We start from the raw sequence: 15,506 nt of genomic DNA, 5'->3' as shown, positions 1-15,506 counted from the left end.
CGCGCTGCAGGTTGCGCTATTGCATCGCGCGCCATTCTGATTTGGTGAGGGCAGGGCGGGCAAGCGGGATCGCAGGCGCTGTGCCGGCATTGTAAAAACCAGGGAACAAGCGGGCAAATTCCCTTTGTGTATCAGAGGGAAGGGCCTGATATCCCAGACCGGAGGGAAAGAAACTCTCGGTCAAGGCGCCTTCGGACCAAATGAGTTCATGGTGGTCAAAAAGAAGGTGATAATAGCGCACCCATGGGCGAGGCGTTTGGCAGATACTGTCGTCGTTTACCATATGCAGCGCGGGAACAAGGCCCTCGTCTGTGCCGGCGCAAAGCGCCACATGAGGGCCTCGCACCAGGATCCGGTGCTGCGGCGAAACGGCGAGAGGGCGCCGATTTCCAATAGCGCCGGGAGCAAAGACAATGGGCGCAGCCTTGCCATGGCCTGCCACGGTGGAACAGCCGATCCAGCGCAGAGGTTGCACTCCGTGATCGACGGTGACAATCTGATCTCCAACCGATAGAGCCTCTATCGGGATGTCACCGTGGGTCGCGCGTATGCGGGTTCCTTCGGCAAAACATGTCACAAGATCCCATGGGTTGCGCGTGGTTGTAAGCCCGTCGTATGAATTGGATTCCAGCCCATCGAGAGAAATCGACTTGATGATACCAGCTTCCAGAGTTGTCTGGTCTTCGTTTTCCGGAAATTCAGGCATGAGGTAGGCATTGCCATCCGTGTCCTGAGCGATGACAGCGGTGATGGAGGCCGTTGTGCCATCCATATAGGTCAGCGTGGCGTAATAGGTGGCGGTGCCATCAAAGGTCTGCGGCGGTCCACCGTTGATGGTAAACTGATCCGTATCGGTAAAGCTATTGGTGTTATAATAGGGGCCTGGTTGGCCGTAGGCTGACCAGGTTGCCGCACTGTCCACCAGGGGATTGTTCGCGTCACCGAATTCGAGCCCAACAAGCGCGCTTGCATTTTCTGAGACTATATTTCCCTCAGTCGTGTCGATATCCGCGACATTTCCCAGATAGAGGACTGTATATGTACTCGGCATAAATTTAGTTCCCAAAGGAGTGCAAGGAGCGCTCCGTCGAAATCGTGACTTTTAGATAAATGCACGCAAAACGTTAGGAAAAGGTAAGCAAGATCCGAAATTTGTCATTATTTGGCAAACGTTTAGAAGGTGTTATGGAGCAGCGTTCTTGTTCGAATGTACATTGGTTGCCCTAAACAAGAGGACAGATTGCGGGCCAAATGCCGGGCGGAATTTCACTGCGCACAAGGGGGCCATAGACGCCTTGGTTCAGTGATGGCATTTCCAGGTCAGCCAGGACGGCTTCTAGGTTTTGGCGTGCTGCTGGCGGCAGGGCTGACAGGCTTAACTCACTTGGATAGAAGCTCTCAGCCGGGGTGCCTTCTGCCCAAATCAGTTCATGCTGATCAAACAGAATATGGTAGTATGTGACAGAGCCCCCCGGACGGCGCGTCACGCCTTTGCTGTGGAGCATATGATGCGCAGCAACCAGCGCCTCTGTTGTGCCATGGCACAGCTCGATCTTGGCGCCCCGGACCAAAAGGCGATGCTGAGGCGAAACCAACAAAGGACGGGTGTTCTGCAGGGTTCCCGCCTCAAACCGGATTGGCGCGCGCGCCCCTTGTGCGGAAACGGTTACGCAGCCAATCCAGCGGATCGGTTGGAGGCCGCGATCAAATGTTCTGACAAGATCGCCGATCCGCAAATGCTCCACAGGGACTTCACCCTGAGCCGCGCGTATCCGCGTTCCAGCGGAAAAACAGGTTACCATCTGCATATCCTGGCGAGCGGCAATCAAGCCGACCAGATCGTTTTCTGCAACCGAATCCAGTGAGATTGATTTGATCATGTCATGTTCAAGCGCCGCATGGTCAGCGTTGTCAGAGAATTCAGGCGTCAGATAGGTTTCACCGGTGACGTCCTGCGCCACAGTCGCTGTTATATTGGCGGTAGTCCCATCCATATAGGTGATCGTGGCGTGATAGACTGCAACGCCGTCAAAGGTTTGATCAGGACCGCCATTTATGGAAAACAGATCCGTGTCGCTGATGTTGTCCATGTCATAGGTGTTGTCAGCGCCACCAACCTGGCTCCATGTGGCTGTGCTTTCAGCAAGCGGTGAGCTGGCATCCCCGAATTCCAGCCCGACCAGATCGCTCGCGTTCTCAGAGATCCAATTCCCTTCGGTGCCGTCGATATCAGGCAGGTTTCCCAGGTAAATAACCTGGAACGTGGTTGTCGTGGTCATGGCGCATCGTCAATAGTCAAACGGTCAAAGGGGGTGCTCTTCACGCAAGCCTCGCGCATCCCCCCTAAGGAACAGTTTATAGCCGCCTCACTTTTCTGCGAGCATATCCGGTCCGTCTATCTTCGCATTGTCCAAATCACATGTCGCGCCAAAGGGCAGGCCTAGGGTCTGAGCCCCGTTTCCTGCAACAAACCGCGCCGCTTGGCCTCATAATAATATCCTCGGGAGTAGTGTTTGACGGCGGTGTCCTGACTGCCATCTGACAAAATCCAGGCACCGCGCAGATATTTGACGGCGAATTCCAGATTGGTGTCAGCATCCAGAAGATCCTGGGGTGCTCCCTTGAACCCCATTGATCGTGCGGTGGCAGGCAAGATCTGCAGCAGGCCGTAATAGGGACGGTTTACAGCCCAGGGACGGTGGGTGCTTTCACGGACGGCAAGGCGATGCACAAGGCTGCGCGGCACCTCATAATGATCGGCCCAGAAGTTGATTTTCTGGCGCAGTTCCGGTGTCTCATTCGGAAAAAGAGGCGGATCATAGGTCGGCTGGGCAGGGGGTTCAGCGGCGCTGCAGGCTGCAACCAGGGCCATCCAACCAAATGATAGGATAAAAGATCGTCGGTTCATGGCTGGGTCCTCTTCTTTCTTGTGCGAGCATGGCGTCCACTGTGCAGCTTGTTTCTTAAAGGCCAAGGTCTGAAAACCGGATGCGCAGAGAATTGCCCAGTGGTTGTGAACTGTGGAAAATTTTACAGACTAAGAATTTGTTAAGAGAGGGGAATTTGGGCAATTTGACGTCGAAGACAGAGGCGCTTCCCCCCAAGGTATGGTCGTGCTTATCGCCTCTTGCCCGACCAAGTTTGAGAGAGAGCCGGATCTGTTTCCCTCATGTCCTGGCTCTCTCATCATACCAGCGGCGCACATTCCTGCGGCGCAAGGGTTAGCCGATCACCGGATGGCCTTTGTTTTGCATACAGCGCACGGTCATATCGCGGCGGCTGTCCTGTTTGTCACTTTCACCTTCCAGCGCGCCAAGACCTGCACCAATTGCCGTCCCGGCCAGTGCGCCTTCGAGGTCATCATCCGCCTCAGTTGCGCCGGCGACGGCACCGAGCAACGCACCAACCGCAGCGCCTTGGCCAACCAGTTCCTGATCATACTGCGCCGCAGCCCTGCGGCATTCAGCCAGGTCCGAGGTATAATAGGCATTCGTCGGACCGGTGGCGCGCAGAGGGGCCTTCTCTGCTGATTGGGTGCAAGCGGCCAGTTGAGCCAGGAAAACCGCAGCGGCGGTCAGATAGAATTTTATGGGCATGTCAGCTCCTAATGCATTGAAAAACAACGAAACCCATTTGCAAATGTTCGCCGAATTTCTAATAGACGAATGCTTGGGCGGCGTAACTCATCAAATTTGCATATGGCTGATACGAGGCGGGAGGCACTAAAAGCAAACAGGCCTGCGAGTGGGCGCAGGCCTGTCTCCATCTCCTTTCTGGAGTGGTCTTCGCGACGGTGGGGTCCGTGTTGAAGAACAAACACCCAGACGGAAAAGCTTTTCTGAGTCAGAGTGTTCCTAAACCAAAGGTATCGCCTCTTGGCTGGTTCTTCATCTTAGACATTAGGTTAAGATCCGCGCGCTTTTTTGCGCAGGGGGGCGTGGTGGCATACTTTAGATAAGGTTTAGGACTGTTTGCGCTGCCAAAGGGCAGCAACCCCGCAAAATTCTGCGAACGACCTAAGTCCAGCGGAGGTCCAACTGGGGGAAGCGCAGTGGTTCCGTCGCAACGCTATGGGTATTTGAAAGCCGGAACGCTGATTATGCGATCCGAATTTGTTTTGCCTATTCTGAAAACATAAAGGGCTGAGAACCCACGCGTGAGTGAGTCCTCAATGTTTTTTCATTTATGACGCAACACGTTTTTTACGACGGCGCACCGCTGCCAAACCTGCGAGGCCCGCAAGCATCATCCCGCCAGCCGCAGGAAGGGGAACGGGCGCGACACCTGTGGCCTCGGAAACCGTGATTTCACCCAAGGTAAAGGCATCGCCAAAGAAGACCTGATCCGTGACAAATCCGGACAGAGTCAGCCGGTCCGTTTCCAATGTGCTGAGAAAACTGCCTTCGAGGTCAACCAGATCGTTGACCAATCGACCGACGCGGTTCTCAAGCCCGAAACCGATGGTTTCAAAGCTTTCACGAAAGTCGCCAATTGTGACCAGGACGTTCGTGATCGCACCGCCAAAGCCATTGGCTTGTCTCTCTAGCCCAAAAAGCTCAATGCTGCCGACTTGGATAAAGCTGTCAAAGTACAACGTGATCGCGGCATTGGGGGAACTGGAGCTGTCAAATGGATTGAGGCCCGTGAGTGTTGTCGGGATGACGCCATCAGTCAGTGATCCTGTACCACCAAGCAGATCGACAGTACCCGGAACACCTTCGGCAGAGGGTGTGACTGTGCCGGTATAGTCGAACCTTTGGCTGAGTGTGTTTTGAGGTGACGCATTGCGGATGTCATAACCGACGATAGTCACAGCCTGCGCTGCTGTCGCGCTGAGGGCGATGCAAACGGCAGATAAAATATTAAATTTAAAGGACATATTTTTCTCCTGGAAAAGCAACGCGCTATAAGTCGACCAATACTTTCTCGAGCTCAATCCAAGAACGACACGCTCCAATAAACGTGATCACCCCGTGAAAACTGGCAGGGGACAGGCTGTTAATTAAAGGGTTGAAACGCAAGACAAAGGCCGCCCCAAGGGACGGCCTTTGCCAAACAATACGGAGGCGAAAACCTTAGTTTTCGGTCTCTTCCGCCGGTGCTGCGTCTGCAACCGGTGCGTCGTCGTCATCAGATGCCGCGGCACCGATCTCGTCGAACAGCTCAGAGATTTCGAATTCCGCAGCGGCTTCCTCTTCGGCGGCCAGCTCTTGGATCGATTTGCCCGATGCTTGCAGTTCAGCTTCTTCTGCCGAACGCGCAACGTTCATTTGAACCTGAACAGCAACTTCCGGGTGCAGGTTCACTGCGACAGCGTGCAGACCCAGCTCTTTGATCGGGTTGATCAGAGCGATCTGTTTCTTGTCTACGGTGAAACCAGCTGCGGTTGCGGCTTCGGCAACGTCACGGGGAGTGACAGAACCATAAAGCGCGCCCGCGTCGGAAGCGGAGCGAATCACGATGAACTGTTCGCCGTCCAGTTTCTCACCCAGAGCTTCTGCTTCTTTCTTGGTTTCCAGGTTGCGCGCTTCCAGCTGCGCTTTCTGGGCCTCGAATGCAGCCAGGTTCGCTTCAGAAGCGGTCTTGGCCTTGCCTTGCGGCAGAAGGAAGTTGCGAGCGTAGCCTGGCTTGACGTCTACGACTTCACCCATCTGGCCCAGTTTGGCCACACGTTCCATAAGGATAACTTGCATATCAGTATCTCCTTATTTCACAGCGTAGGGCAGCAGAGCCAGGAAGCGGGCACGTTTGATAGCACGGGCCAGCTCACGCTGTTTCTTTGCGGAAACGGCGGTGATGCGGGACGGTACGATCTTGCCACGCTCAGAGATGTAGCGCTGCAGAAGACGGGTGTCTTTATAGTCGATTTTCGGCGCGTTGTCGCCCGAGAACGGGCATACTTTGCGACGGCGGAAAAACGGTTTGGCTGCCATGGTTTAGCGTCCTTTTCTCAAGCTAAGATCAGCGGCGCTCGCGACGGGTGTCGCGTTCGTCACGTTTCTGCATTTGAACGGAGGGGCCTTCGGCGTGCTCGTCGACCTTGATGGTCAGAACGCGCATCACGTCATCATGCAGGCGCATCAGGCGTTCCATTTCCTGAACCGCAGCAGAAGGTGCGTCGGTTTTCAGAAAGGCATAGTGGCCTTTGCGGTTTTTGTTGATCTTATAGGCCATGGTCTTAACGCCCCAGTACTCCTGCTCAACCAGCTTACCGCCGTTGTCGGACAGAACAGCACCGAAGTGTTCAATAAGGCCTTCAGCTTGCGAGTTGGACAGGTCCTGACGCGCAATCATTACATGCTCATAAAGGGGCATGCGAACTCCTGTTTCTTTCAAGGCGCATTTCAAAGATAGGGCAAATGACCTTCCGCTGCCCCACCACGAGAGTCTGCGCGGATCGAAATAAGTTGCGGAAGGAGTGCTCCGTATACAGGTTGCGGCCAGAATGGCAAGCGTTGAAGGCGCAAAGCTGCGATCTGCCTTTGTCTGGGATTCTGAGGGGGCGGAAAATGACCTGACAATTTCTAGGTCTCTCCTTTTCTCCGCCGCATTTGGACCGCAATTCCAATGGATGAGTGAGTTAACGAAGCGTTAAGTTGTCTGCCGTTCGACGCAGGCGCGATCTTTCAGCAGCTCACAGGAGGGAGTGAGATATGGCAATGTTGGATGCACCGGTTGGAGATTTCCAGAAGGTCAATCAGACCGTCAAACAAAGTCCCCTGACGACGGAGTATCAACCGTCGCTGCCGCATGGTAGCTCGGCAATAGCAGACGAAGGGCCGGTCTCTTCCCGCACGTGGTTTTCAACTGTGCAAAGCCTGTCTCTGGCACAGCGTGTTCTGCAAACTGTGGGACTGCTGTCCTGCTGCTTCGGTGGTGCGCTGCTGGCCTATGGTCTTTTGACACGGACTGATCTGCTTGTGACTTTGATCGGCGTCAGCACGGGGATGATGGCGATGGGATGTTTTGTGTTCCTGCGTGCAGAATTCTGGTTTGGTCCGGACATCTGTTTTGATCGGGAGGCGCAAGAACTGCGGTTGGTGCGCCGTCTGCGCAACGGACAGGAAGTGGTGTTATTGCGACGCCAATTTGAAAGCCTCGGCGGTGTCCGGTTGGAAGCGCGTAAATTTCATGTGCTCGAACGCGATGGCAGCCCCCTTATGCAAATGCCCATTCCAAATCGCGAAATGCGCGCCTTTCTGCGTGAAGGGCTTTCTGGTGAACTGCCGATCCTGTCCTGAAGAGGGCGTCGGCAGCAGAAACTGATCCCTTTTTTACGATCCGTGTGACGATGGGCCTCCATCAGTGGTGAAACGTGACACTTGTGCAAAATGGTATGAGCTTACTGTGTGTCAAAGCACAGTGAGTGTTGGAAAAAACCGGCTTCATTTATCGACGCAATCGGGCAACTTGCGTCCATGATTTACAACAAATTACGGAGCCTTACCATGAAACGCATCCTGACCGCAGCCGCCCTGGTTGCCGCTGGCGCAACCGCTGCTGTCGCAGCTCCCGAGAAATACAACTTGGATCCTGGTCACTCCAACGTTCTGTTCTCGTTCGACCACCTGGGCTTTTCGACAATTTACGGCATGTTCTCCGGCTTTGAAGGCGAGATCATGTTCGACCAGGAAGACCCGGCCAATTCTTCTGTCAAGGTCGAGTTCCCTGTCAAAACCATGCTGACCGGTTGGGAAGCGCGTTTTGAACACTTTATGTCTGCAGACTTCTTTGACGCCTCTGAAGAAGAAATGGTCAGCTTTGTTTCTACCGGTATCGAAATCACCGGCGATGACACTGCCAAAATCACCGGCGATCTGACCCTGAACGGCGTGACCAAATCCGTTGTTCTGGACGCCAAGATGAACAGCGTTACCGACTCTCACCCGATGAGCAAGAAGCCTTGGGTTGGTTTCAACGCAACCACAACTCTGCTGCGGACCGACTACAACGTTGGCGCATTTGTTCCGTTTGTAGCTGACGAAATCCCGGTTGTGATTTCCATCGAGGCCGGCAAAGCCGAGTAATCGCGCCCTCCTTTCAAAAATTAGACCGCCGCTTCTTTTGGGAGCGGCGGTTTTTTGTTTGCCCGTTTCAGCTTCAGACGGGGCCTCTTAAAGAGCGGTGCCTTTGGAACGGAACAGGTGCTGAAGGTTTTGATAGGCCGCGCGAACCGCATTCGGGTGACACTTTAGACAGGGTGACAGCTTAGACGGAAAAGACCTGTTTCCTGAGTGGGAAAGTAATGATTATGGGTTTTGATCTGTGTTTCTGAACCCGTTCTCAACTGATCCAGCGCAGACGCGGCACACTGCCATCCTGCACGCTTGCAAATCTTGTGACCCTCAAAAGCCGATCTCTCCATACAAAAAGAGCAGCACTTGCGGCGCTGCTCTTCTGAATTCCAACCGGGGTGGCTAAATCAGCTGTCCGCCGCCCGCTTTGCCGTCAGATCGACCGAAATCTCCACAGTAAAGCCAACAGTGCTTTCATCCTTTTGGGACAGGCCCACGTCATAATCCAACCGCTGCAGATTGGAGCCGCCGACCATTGAGGCCGTGTCACCGTCGATGTTGAGATCAAAGGGCAGGGTGAAAGGTTGGGTCTTGTCGCGGATGGTGAGCGTGCCGACAGCCTGATAGCCGCTGGCCAGCTTTTCAATTTCAGCGTCAAAAACCGCAGTGGGGAAAGCATCGGCGTTGAAGTAATCAGCCCCCAGAGCCTGTGTTGTCACCGAGCCGAGCGACAGGGAAGCAATGCCCACTGTCACCTTGACCGACCCTGCTGGGCCGGGCTCTTCAGGATTGGTGAACCGGATGTCCGCAGCCCAATCCGCAAACGAGCCGTCCACGGCAGCTCCGCCCTGGATCACCTGGATGCCAAGAGTTCCGGCCTGCACAATCCAAGCGTCTTTCACGTCCGCCCCAGAGGGTTCAATGGCGGCAACAGCCTCGGTGCTTGTGGTCGCGTGGTCGTGGTCGTCATGATCATGATCATGGTCATGGCCGGAAAACACGCCGATGCCACTGCCCACTGCCAGAACCGCGACCAGCGCAACCACAGCCACGCCAAGGGGTTTGGCGTCATGGCTCTGCACCGGAGGCTGGGGAGAGGTTCCGCCAAATGGGAGCATCCGCAACAGGGTTGTATCCTTGTCGATTACATGGTGTTTCAAGGCACCGGCCACATGCAAACCCACAACGCCGAACAAGGTCCAGACAAAGAGCCAGTGCACACCGCCGGCCACGGCCGCGACCGCCTCGGATTTCGGTACAAATGGCAGATCCTGACCAAAGGGCCACCAGATCGGCGCATAGCCCACCTCGGAGGCATGCATCACCCATCCGGACAGTGGCACCAGCACCATCAAGAGGTAAAGAAGCCAGTGAACCGCTTCACCAACCAGCGCCTCTGGTTTGTTGTCCGGGTGCAGCAGGCCCGGTTTTTCCTGAGTTACGGCCCAGAGGATCCGGGCCAACGCCGTGAAGAAGGCTGCAACGCCCAACGTCTTGTGGATCGAAAACAGAAACACGGCGCGGGCGATCACATCTGCGTTGCCGTCAAAATTTGCAGAACCGATTTCATGGGCCAGTTCATTGGCGAAGTAACCGATTGGAAAGGCGGAAAAGATCAGAAGGACCGTGGCCCAGTGAAAACTCTTGGCGACGGTTCCGTAGCTGGAGAATGTGTTCTTCAGTGACACGAGGAGGGTCCTTGTAGCTGTGCAGTGACGGGCATAGGCGCGCGTGGCGTCTACTATCAAACATTCACGACTGCACAGTGAAGTGAATTACGTAAATGCGCACAAGACACCTGCATCAGGTCGTGCTTTGCTTGTGCCCGGAGGGAAGCGCATGTAAATCAGGCAAAATGGCGAAATTAGACGAGGTCATGATGACAATCGCATTTGTGTTCCCGGGGCAGGGTGCCCAAACCATCGGCATGGGTAAAGCGCTCGCAGAGGCCTATCCCGCAGCCAAGGCTGTGTTCGATGAGGTGGATGAGGCGCTTGGGGAAAGCCTGAGCCAACTGATCTGGGACGGCGAGATTGAAACTCTGACCCTGACCCAAAATGCGCAGCCTGCGCTGATGGCGACGTCGCTTGCGGCCATGCGCGCGCTTGAGGCGGAAGGGGTGACCATCGAAACGGCCTCATTTGTGGCGGGTCACTCTTTGGGTGAATATTCCGCATTGGCCGCAGCCGGTGCGATTTCGGTTGCGGATACTGCGCGCCTGTTGCGCACCCGCGGGCTGGCGATGCAAAGCGCCGTGCCGGTGGGGGAAGGTGCGATGGCTGCGATCCTCGGCCTCGATCTTGACGCGGTACGCGGCGTGGCCGAAGCGGCTGCACAGGGCGAGGTCTGTCAGGCCGCCAATGACAATGATCCGACCCAGGTTGTGGTTTCGGGCTCCAAGGCAGCCGTCGAACGTGCAGCTGAAATCGCCAAGGAAAAAGGCGCCAAACGCGCAGTGATGCTTCCGGTGTCGGCACCTTTCCACTGCGCGCTGATGCAGCCCGCCGCAGATGCGATGGCTGAGGCACTTGCCGGTGTTGAGATCAAATCTCCCGTGGTGCCTCTGATTGCCAATGTTCGGGCCGATGCAGTAAGCGACCCGGCCCTGATCCGCGAGTTGCTGGTAGAACAGGTGACCGGATCCGTGCGCTGGCGTGAAAGCGTCCAGGCGATGGCTGAAAAAGGGGTGACCGAGTTCTGGGAAATCGGCGCGGGCAAGGCGCTGTCGGGCATGATCCGCAAGATCGACCGCAGCCTGGGGTCGAAACAGGTGGGAACACCGGAAAACGTGGCCGCCGTGGTCGGCGCATAACCCAGCGCTTAACAAGGATTCCAAAAGGGTGTGGACCGAGTTCCGATCCCTATCTGATACAGAGGAAATGACATGTTTGATCTGACTGGCAAGAATGCCCTCATCACGGGCGCATCCGGTGGCATCGGCGGCGACATTGCGCGCGCGCTCCATGCAGCGGGTGCGACTGTTGCGCTTTCCGGCACCCGGCCGGACCCGCTGCACGCGCTGGCCGCCGAACTTGGTGACCGTGCCCACGTCCTGACCTGCAACCTGAGCGACGCGGAAGCCGTGGAAGCCCTTCCGAAACAGGCTGCTGAGGCCATGGGCTCGGTTGATATTCTGGTCAACAATGCAGGCATCACCCGTGACAATCTTTTTATGCGTATGAAGGATGAGGAATGGCAGAGCGTTCTCGACGTGAACCTTACCTCCACCATGCGCCTGTGCCGGGGGGTTCTGCGCGGCATGATGAAAGCGCGCTGGGGGCGCATCATCAATATTTCCTCTATTGTGGGCGCAACCGGCAACCCCGGCCAGGGCAATTATGCCGCCGCCAAAGCGGGCATGGTGGGCATGTCAAAATCCCTGGCCTATGAAGTGGCCAACCGCGGGATCACCGTAAATGCTGTTGCTCCGGGCTTTATCGCCACTGCGATGACCGATAAGCTGAACGACAAACAGAAAGAAGGCATCCTGACCCAGATCCCGGCGGGCCGCATGGGGTCAAGCCAGGAAATCGCTTCTGCTGTTCTGTATCTGGCGTCCAACGAGGCTGGTTACACCACCGGAGCGACACTGCACGTCAACGGCGGTATGGCCATGCTGTAAAGGATTTGGCGGACAGGGCTTGTTTCCTGCGTCCGCCATCTCCATCTAGGGCCGAACGTCGCGTCTTCGGGATTGCTGTTCGATTAACGATGTGAAAACGTTTGCGTCGGCAGCAGTCTATGTTATAGGGCGGCGCATATTCGCGCCCGCGCGTGCAACTGTACGATGCGGGACTTCTCCCATCCGGGAGAGCCAACTGCCCAGATCGGGCAACCATACGCCATCCCGATCGGGCAACGGCAAAACCGGGCATCATGCCCTGAAAAAACGAGGAAAAGACATGAGCGACGTCGCAGATCGCGTTAAAAAGATCGTTGTAGAGCACCTGGGTGTTGAAGAAGATAAAGTGACCGAAAATGCGTCCTTTATCGACGATCTGGGCGCAGACAGCCTGGACACCGTTGAGCTGGTTATGGCCTTCGAAGAAGAGTTCGGCATCGAGATCCCGGACGACGCAGCCGAAACAATCCAGACTTTTGGCGACGCAGTAAAGTTCATCACCGAAGCGTCCTAAGCTTTGGTCTGACGACTGTTATATCTGTTTCAAAGCGCGGCTCGAAAGGGTCGCGCTTTTTCTGTTGGAGGTGGGCGAACGAAGGGGCGTAAGTGGAAACAAGCGCCTACTTTTTACGAAGAGCATTTCCGCAGAGTGGCGGGTTTCCAGCGTGAATAATCGGTGTCCAGCGGATGCGGTTGTTCGCGCAGGCTTCGGTTCAGGTCTCTGGGGGTTGCGTGCGTCAGAAACATTCCCGGGAAAACCGGAACTGGCATAACAGGCTAGCGCAATTGCGCCTTGCCCAAATGAGGCGGGTCATACAGCCCAAGGTTACATTTGATCCGTCTGATGAGCCAACCCTCACGAGAAGCCCCATCAGTTTAAGGCAGACCTTCCGGGACAGTCCTTCCTTGCCCCAAACGCCCTTGTTCCAGGGCGTCGATTTCTTCGAGAATGGACAAAAAAGTGCGCGGGCTGAGGCAGGGGATCCTCACCCCGCGCGTTTGCACCCTTGGAACCAAAAAAGGGTGTTTGTGGTGGGGGTCTTCCAACGACACCCACAACTTGCACGGGAAATCATTACCAAAGCCTTAATTACAGGGTAACTTTATCAGAAAAAGTCAATTTGATCGCTGAACTGCCTTATGCTTCAGCGCCACTTGCACCCGTGCGTCATTCCAAGCTATTTGGTGTCCGGTATTGCCGAGGCAAAGGAGAGCAAGGAATGCGTCGAGTAGTTGTGACAGGTCTGGGACTGGTAACGCCGCTGGCAAGTGGCGTCGAGGACTCATGGTCTCGTCTGTTGGATGGTCAGTCCGGAGCTGGCCCAATCACGCTCTTTGATGCAGAGGCCAGCGGTGTCACCACCACCTACGCCTGCGAAGTTCCGCGCGGAGACGGAACCAATGGCACATTCAATCCCGACGATTGGGTGATCAAGAAAGACCAGAAAAAAATCGAAGACTTTATCCTGTACGGGATCGCCGCTGCGGAGATGGCCGTCAGGGATGCGGGTTGGACACCAGAAGACGAAGAAAGCCGTCTGCGTACTGGCGTCATGATTGGGTCAGGTATTGGCGGCCTCTCATCCATTGCGAATACTGCCGGGCTGATCCGAGACAAAGGCCCGCGCCGGGTATCGCCGTTCTTTATTCCCGGCGCATTAATCAACTTGATCTCTGGTCAGGTGTCGATTCGTCACGGTTTCAAAGGGCCGAACCATTCTGTTGTGACAGCCTGTTCGACCGGTGCGCATGCCATCGGGGATGCGGCCCGTATTATCCGCGCCGGCGAGGCCGAGGTGATGGTAGCCGGCGGCGCCGAATCTGCAATCTGTGAGATCGGCATTGCCGGATTTAACGCGTGCAAGGCGCTGTCCACCAAACATGGGGACAATCCCAAAGCCGCCAGCCGTCCTTATGATGAAGACCGCGATGGCTTTGTGATGGGCGAAGGCGCGGGGGTTGTGATTCTGGAAGACTATGATCACGCCAAGGCACGCGGCGCCAAGATCTATGCCGAGGTTCTGGGCTATGGTATGTCCGGCGATGCCTATCACATCACTGCGCCGTCCGAGGATGGCGACGGGGCCGAGCGGTCGATGAATGCGGCGCTGGCCAGTGCCAAGCTCAAGCCGGAAGACATTGATTATATCAACGCGCATGGGACCTCGACGATGGCAGACACCATCGAGCTGGGTGCTGTTGAGCGGTTGCTGGGTGATCACGCAGCCAATGTGACAATGTCGTCGACCAAATCCTGCACCGGCCACCTTTTGGGCGCGGCTGGCGCGATTGAGGCGATCTTCTCGATCCTGGCGATTCGGGATCAGGTGGCGCCGGGAACCATGAATCTGGACAATCCAGCCGTGGAAACTCCGGTTGATCTGGCCCCCAACGCCAAACGAGAGCGCAAGATTGACATCGCCCTGTCGAACTCTTTCGGCTTTGGCGGCACCAACGCCTCTCTCATTTTCGGAAAGACCGAATAAATGTGGCGCAGCCTGGCCTCCAATATGCTGACCATCCTTGCGGCGATGCTGTTCCTTCTGGGCGGCGTCATCCTGTGGGGGCAGTCGCAATACACGTCTGATGGCCCGTTGGAGGCCGCGATCTGCCTGCGTGTAGAACGGGGCACCAATATCACCCGCGTCAGTGAGAAACTGGCCGAGGAAGGCGCGGTGACATCCGCGCCGATCTTCCGCATCGGTGCCAAATACGCGGATAAAACCAGCCAGCTGAAGGCCGGTAGCTATCTCGTACAGCCGGGCGCTTCGATGGCGGGGATCACCGATCAGATCACCCGTGGCGGAGCCTCCACCTGCGGCACCGAGGTCGTCTATCGTGTGGGCGTCACCCGCGTTCTGGCAGAGGTGCGTGAATTGGATCCTGCGACGAACCGCTTTGTCGAAAAAGCAGAGTTCCAGCCGGGTGTAGAAGAGGTTCCTGCCGATTACACCCGCGTGCGCAGTGAAAGTGATACCCGCTACAGGATCGCGCTGGCCGAAGGTGTGACCAGCTGGCAGGTGGTTGAGGCTCTGAAATCTCTGGACGTTCTGGATGGCGATGCAGGTGATTTGCCGCCCGAAGGGTCTCTGGCGCCTGACAGCTATGAGGTGCGTCCGGGGTCGGAACGCGCCGAGGTTCTGGCAGAGATGACCAGCCGTCAGCAGGAACGCGTCGCAGCCGCCTGGGCCACCCGCGCTCCGGATGCAGCCGTCACCACACCCGAAGAGATGCTGATCCTTGCTTCGATCATCGAAAAGGAAACCGGTGTCGCAGCCGAGCGTCGCCAGGTGGCATCTGTGTTCACCAACCGTCTCAACCGCGGTATGCGTCTGCAAACGGACCCGACCGTGATTTACGGCGTGACCGAAGGCAAGGGTGTCTTGGGCCGTGGCCTGCGACAAAGCGAGCTGCGTCGCGCGACCCCCTGGAACACCTATGTGATCGAGGGCCTGCCGCCGACCCCCATCGCCAACCCGGGCCTTGCTTCGCTTGAAGCGGCGGTAAACCCGGCGAATACGGATTTCATCTTCTTTGTTGCGGATGGCACCGGTGGCCACGCCTTTGCCGAGACCTTGGCCGAACATAACGCCAACGTCGCCAAATGGCGCGAGATCGAGGCCCAGCGGCAGAACAACTGATCGTTGCCACGCCCCAAAAACAAACCCCGCGCCCTATCGGTGCGGGGTTTTTGCTTTTCTTGGGGTGAGTTTGGTGGATCAGGAATTTACTTCGCCAAAGGCTTGCTGAGGTCCGGTTGTATAGGAAAACCCCTCCAAATCAGCCTCTTCGGTCCCATGGGTCGCGGCCCAACCGTATTCCCTGATATTGGCAACAAAGGTTTTTTCGGCCTCATCCAGCTCTTAGGG

General features: G+C 56.3%; 16 protein-coding genes. 7 read left to right on the top strand and 9 right to left on the bottom strand.

Annotated elements, in window-relative coordinates; translation table 11 throughout:
• Window positions 1-16 precede the first annotated feature (16 nt).
• From ACXAEW_RS16430 to rpsF, 8 genes are all read right to left on the bottom strand, one after another.
• Window positions 17-1,051 carry a Hint domain-containing protein gene (locus tag ACXAEW_RS16430; RefSeq protein WP_474942351.1) on the bottom strand — a complete coding sequence of 345 codons (1,035 nt, stop codon included), beginning with the start codon at window positions 1,049-1,051 and terminating at the stop codon, window positions 17-19.
• Between the two features lie 172 nt (window positions 1,052-1,223).
• Entirely contained in the window at window positions 1,224-2,279 is a 1,056-nt protein-coding gene (locus ACXAEW_RS16425) for a Hint domain-containing protein (protein WP_474942350.1), read from the bottom strand.
• A 161-nt stretch (window positions 2,280-2,440) separates the two neighbouring features.
• Window positions 2,441-2,872: a transglycosylase SLT domain-containing protein gene (locus ACXAEW_RS16420; protein WP_474943053.1), complete on the bottom strand. Its 432-nt coding sequence runs from the start codon at window positions 2,870-2,872 to the stop codon at window positions 2,441-2,443.
• Window positions 2,873-3,221: 349 nt separating this feature from the next.
• Window positions 3,222-3,596 (bottom strand): hypothetical protein, encoded by a 375-nt coding sequence (locus ACXAEW_RS16415; RefSeq protein ID WP_474942349.1) that lies wholly within the window; start codon window positions 3,594-3,596, stop codon window positions 3,222-3,224.
• 587 nt (window positions 3,597-4,183) lie between these two features.
• Window positions 4,184-4,879, bottom strand: a complete 696-nt coding sequence (locus tag ACXAEW_RS16410; RefSeq protein ID WP_474942348.1) for a VPLPA-CTERM sorting domain-containing protein — start codon at window positions 4,877-4,879, stop codon at window positions 4,184-4,186.
• Window positions 4,880-5,075: 196 nt separating this feature from the next.
• Entirely contained in the window at window positions 5,076-5,693 is a 618-nt protein-coding gene (gene rplI, locus ACXAEW_RS16405; RefSeq protein WP_474942347.1) for a 50S ribosomal protein L9, read from the bottom strand.
• A 12-nt stretch (window positions 5,694-5,705) separates the two neighbouring features.
• A complete protein-coding gene (gene rpsR, locus ACXAEW_RS16400; protein WP_005982441.1) occupies window positions 5,706-5,933 on the bottom strand; it encodes a 30S ribosomal protein S18 in 228 nt (75 codons plus the stop codon).
• A 28-nt stretch (window positions 5,934-5,961) separates the two neighbouring features.
• Window positions 5,962-6,315, bottom strand: a complete 354-nt coding sequence (gene rpsF, locus ACXAEW_RS16395; RefSeq protein WP_474942346.1) for a 30S ribosomal protein S6 — start codon at window positions 6,313-6,315, stop codon at window positions 5,962-5,964.
• A gap of 338 nt (window positions 6,316-6,653) precedes the next feature.
• Here rpsF and ACXAEW_RS16390 point away from each other — a divergent pair, with 338 nt between their 5' ends.
• On the top strand, window positions 6,654-7,241 hold the full coding sequence (locus ACXAEW_RS16390; RefSeq protein ID WP_474942345.1) for a hypothetical protein: 588 nt from the start codon (window positions 6,654-6,656) through the stop codon (window positions 7,239-7,241).
• A 207-nt stretch (window positions 7,242-7,448) separates the two neighbouring features.
• Window positions 7,449-8,027 (top strand): YceI family protein, encoded by a 579-nt coding sequence (locus ACXAEW_RS16385; protein WP_474942344.1) that lies wholly within the window; start codon window positions 7,449-7,451, stop codon window positions 8,025-8,027.
• Window positions 8,028-8,422: 395 nt separating this feature from the next.
• On the opposite strand, the gene ACXAEW_RS16380 is transcribed toward ACXAEW_RS16385, so the two are convergent.
• Window positions 8,423-9,703, bottom strand: coding sequence for a cytochrome b/b6 domain-containing protein (locus tag ACXAEW_RS16380; RefSeq protein ID WP_474942343.1), 1,281 nt, complete (start codon window positions 9,701-9,703; stop codon window positions 8,423-8,425).
• A 191-nt stretch (window positions 9,704-9,894) separates the two neighbouring features.
• Here ACXAEW_RS16380 and fabD point away from each other — a divergent pair, with 191 nt between their 5' ends.
• The 5 genes from fabD to mltG all read left to right on the top strand — a co-directional run bounded on the left by fabD (window position 9,895) and on the right by mltG (window position 15,278).
• Complete coding sequence (gene fabD, locus ACXAEW_RS16375) at window positions 9,895-10,827, top strand: ACP S-malonyltransferase (protein ID WP_474942342.1); 933 nt, start codon at window positions 9,895-9,897, stop codon at window positions 10,825-10,827.
• Between the two features lie 72 nt (window positions 10,828-10,899).
• Entirely contained in the window at window positions 10,900-11,637 is a 738-nt protein-coding gene (gene fabG, locus ACXAEW_RS16370; protein ID WP_474942341.1) for a 3-oxoacyl-[acyl-carrier-protein] reductase, read from the top strand.
• Window positions 11,638-11,917: 280 nt separating this feature from the next.
• Window positions 11,918-12,151, top strand: a complete 234-nt coding sequence (locus ACXAEW_RS16365; RefSeq protein ID WP_028091986.1) for an acyl carrier protein — start codon at window positions 11,918-11,920, stop codon at window positions 12,149-12,151.
• A gap of 706 nt (window positions 12,152-12,857) precedes the next feature.
• Complete coding sequence (fabF, locus tag ACXAEW_RS16360) at window positions 12,858-14,123, top strand: beta-ketoacyl-ACP synthase II (protein ID WP_474942340.1); 1,266 nt, start codon at window positions 12,858-12,860, stop codon at window positions 14,121-14,123.
• Entirely contained in the window at window positions 14,124-15,278 is a 1,155-nt protein-coding gene (gene mltG / locus ACXAEW_RS16355) for an endolytic transglycosylase MltG (protein WP_474942339.1), read from the top strand.
• Window positions 15,279-15,506: the final 228 nt, after the last annotated feature.

The sequence above is a fragment of the Epibacterium sp. ABZ3_068 genome (assembly GCF_056159265.1).
Note: the sequence above shows the minus strand (reverse complement) of the source record. Positions and strands in the feature narration are given on the sequence as shown.

Coding starts and splice junctions, on each gene's coding strand:
- ACXAEW_RS16430 (WP_474942351.1), bottom strand. CDS start 1,051: ATGCCGAGTACATATACAGTCCTCTATCTGGGAAATGTCGCGGATATC.
- ACXAEW_RS16425 (WP_474942350.1), bottom strand. CDS start 2,279: ATGACCACGACAACCACGTTCCAGGTTATTTACCTGGGAAACCTGCCT.
- ACXAEW_RS16420 (WP_474943053.1), bottom strand. CDS start 2,872: ATGGCCCTGGTTGCAGCCTGCAGCGCCGCTGAACCCCCTGCCCAGCCG.
- ACXAEW_RS16415 (WP_474942349.1), bottom strand. CDS start 3,596: ATGCCCATAAAATTCTATCTGACCGCCGCTGCGGTTTTCCTGGCTCAA.
- ACXAEW_RS16410 (WP_474942348.1), bottom strand. CDS start 4,879: ATGTCCTTTAAATTTAATATTTTATCTGCCGTTTGCATCGCCCTCAGC.
- rplI (WP_474942347.1), bottom strand. CDS start 5,693: ATGCAAGTTATCCTTATGGAACGTGTGGCCAAACTGGGCCAGATGGGT.
- rpsR (WP_005982441.1), bottom strand. CDS start 5,933: ATGGCAGCCAAACCGTTTTTCCGCCGTCGCAAAGTATGCCCGTTCTCG.
- rpsF (WP_474942346.1), bottom strand. CDS start 6,315: ATGCCCCTTTATGAGCATGTAATGATTGCGCGTCAGGACCTGTCCAAC.
- ACXAEW_RS16390 (WP_474942345.1), top strand. CDS start 6,654: ATGGCAATGTTGGATGCACCGGTTGGAGATTTCCAGAAGGTCAATCAG.
- ACXAEW_RS16385 (WP_474942344.1), top strand. CDS start 7,449: ATGAAACGCATCCTGACCGCAGCCGCCCTGGTTGCCGCTGGCGCAACC.
- fabD (WP_474942342.1), top strand. CDS start 9,895: ATGACAATCGCATTTGTGTTCCCGGGGCAGGGTGCCCAAACCATCGGC.
- fabG (WP_474942341.1), top strand. CDS start 10,900: ATGTTTGATCTGACTGGCAAGAATGCCCTCATCACGGGCGCATCCGGT.
- ACXAEW_RS16365 (WP_028091986.1), top strand. CDS start 11,918: ATGAGCGACGTCGCAGATCGCGTTAAAAAGATCGTTGTAGAGCACCTG.
- fabF (WP_474942340.1), top strand. CDS start 12,858: ATGCGTCGAGTAGTTGTGACAGGTCTGGGACTGGTAACGCCGCTGGCA.
- mltG (WP_474942339.1), top strand. CDS start 14,124: ATGTGGCGCAGCCTGGCCTCCAATATGCTGACCATCCTTGCGGCGATG.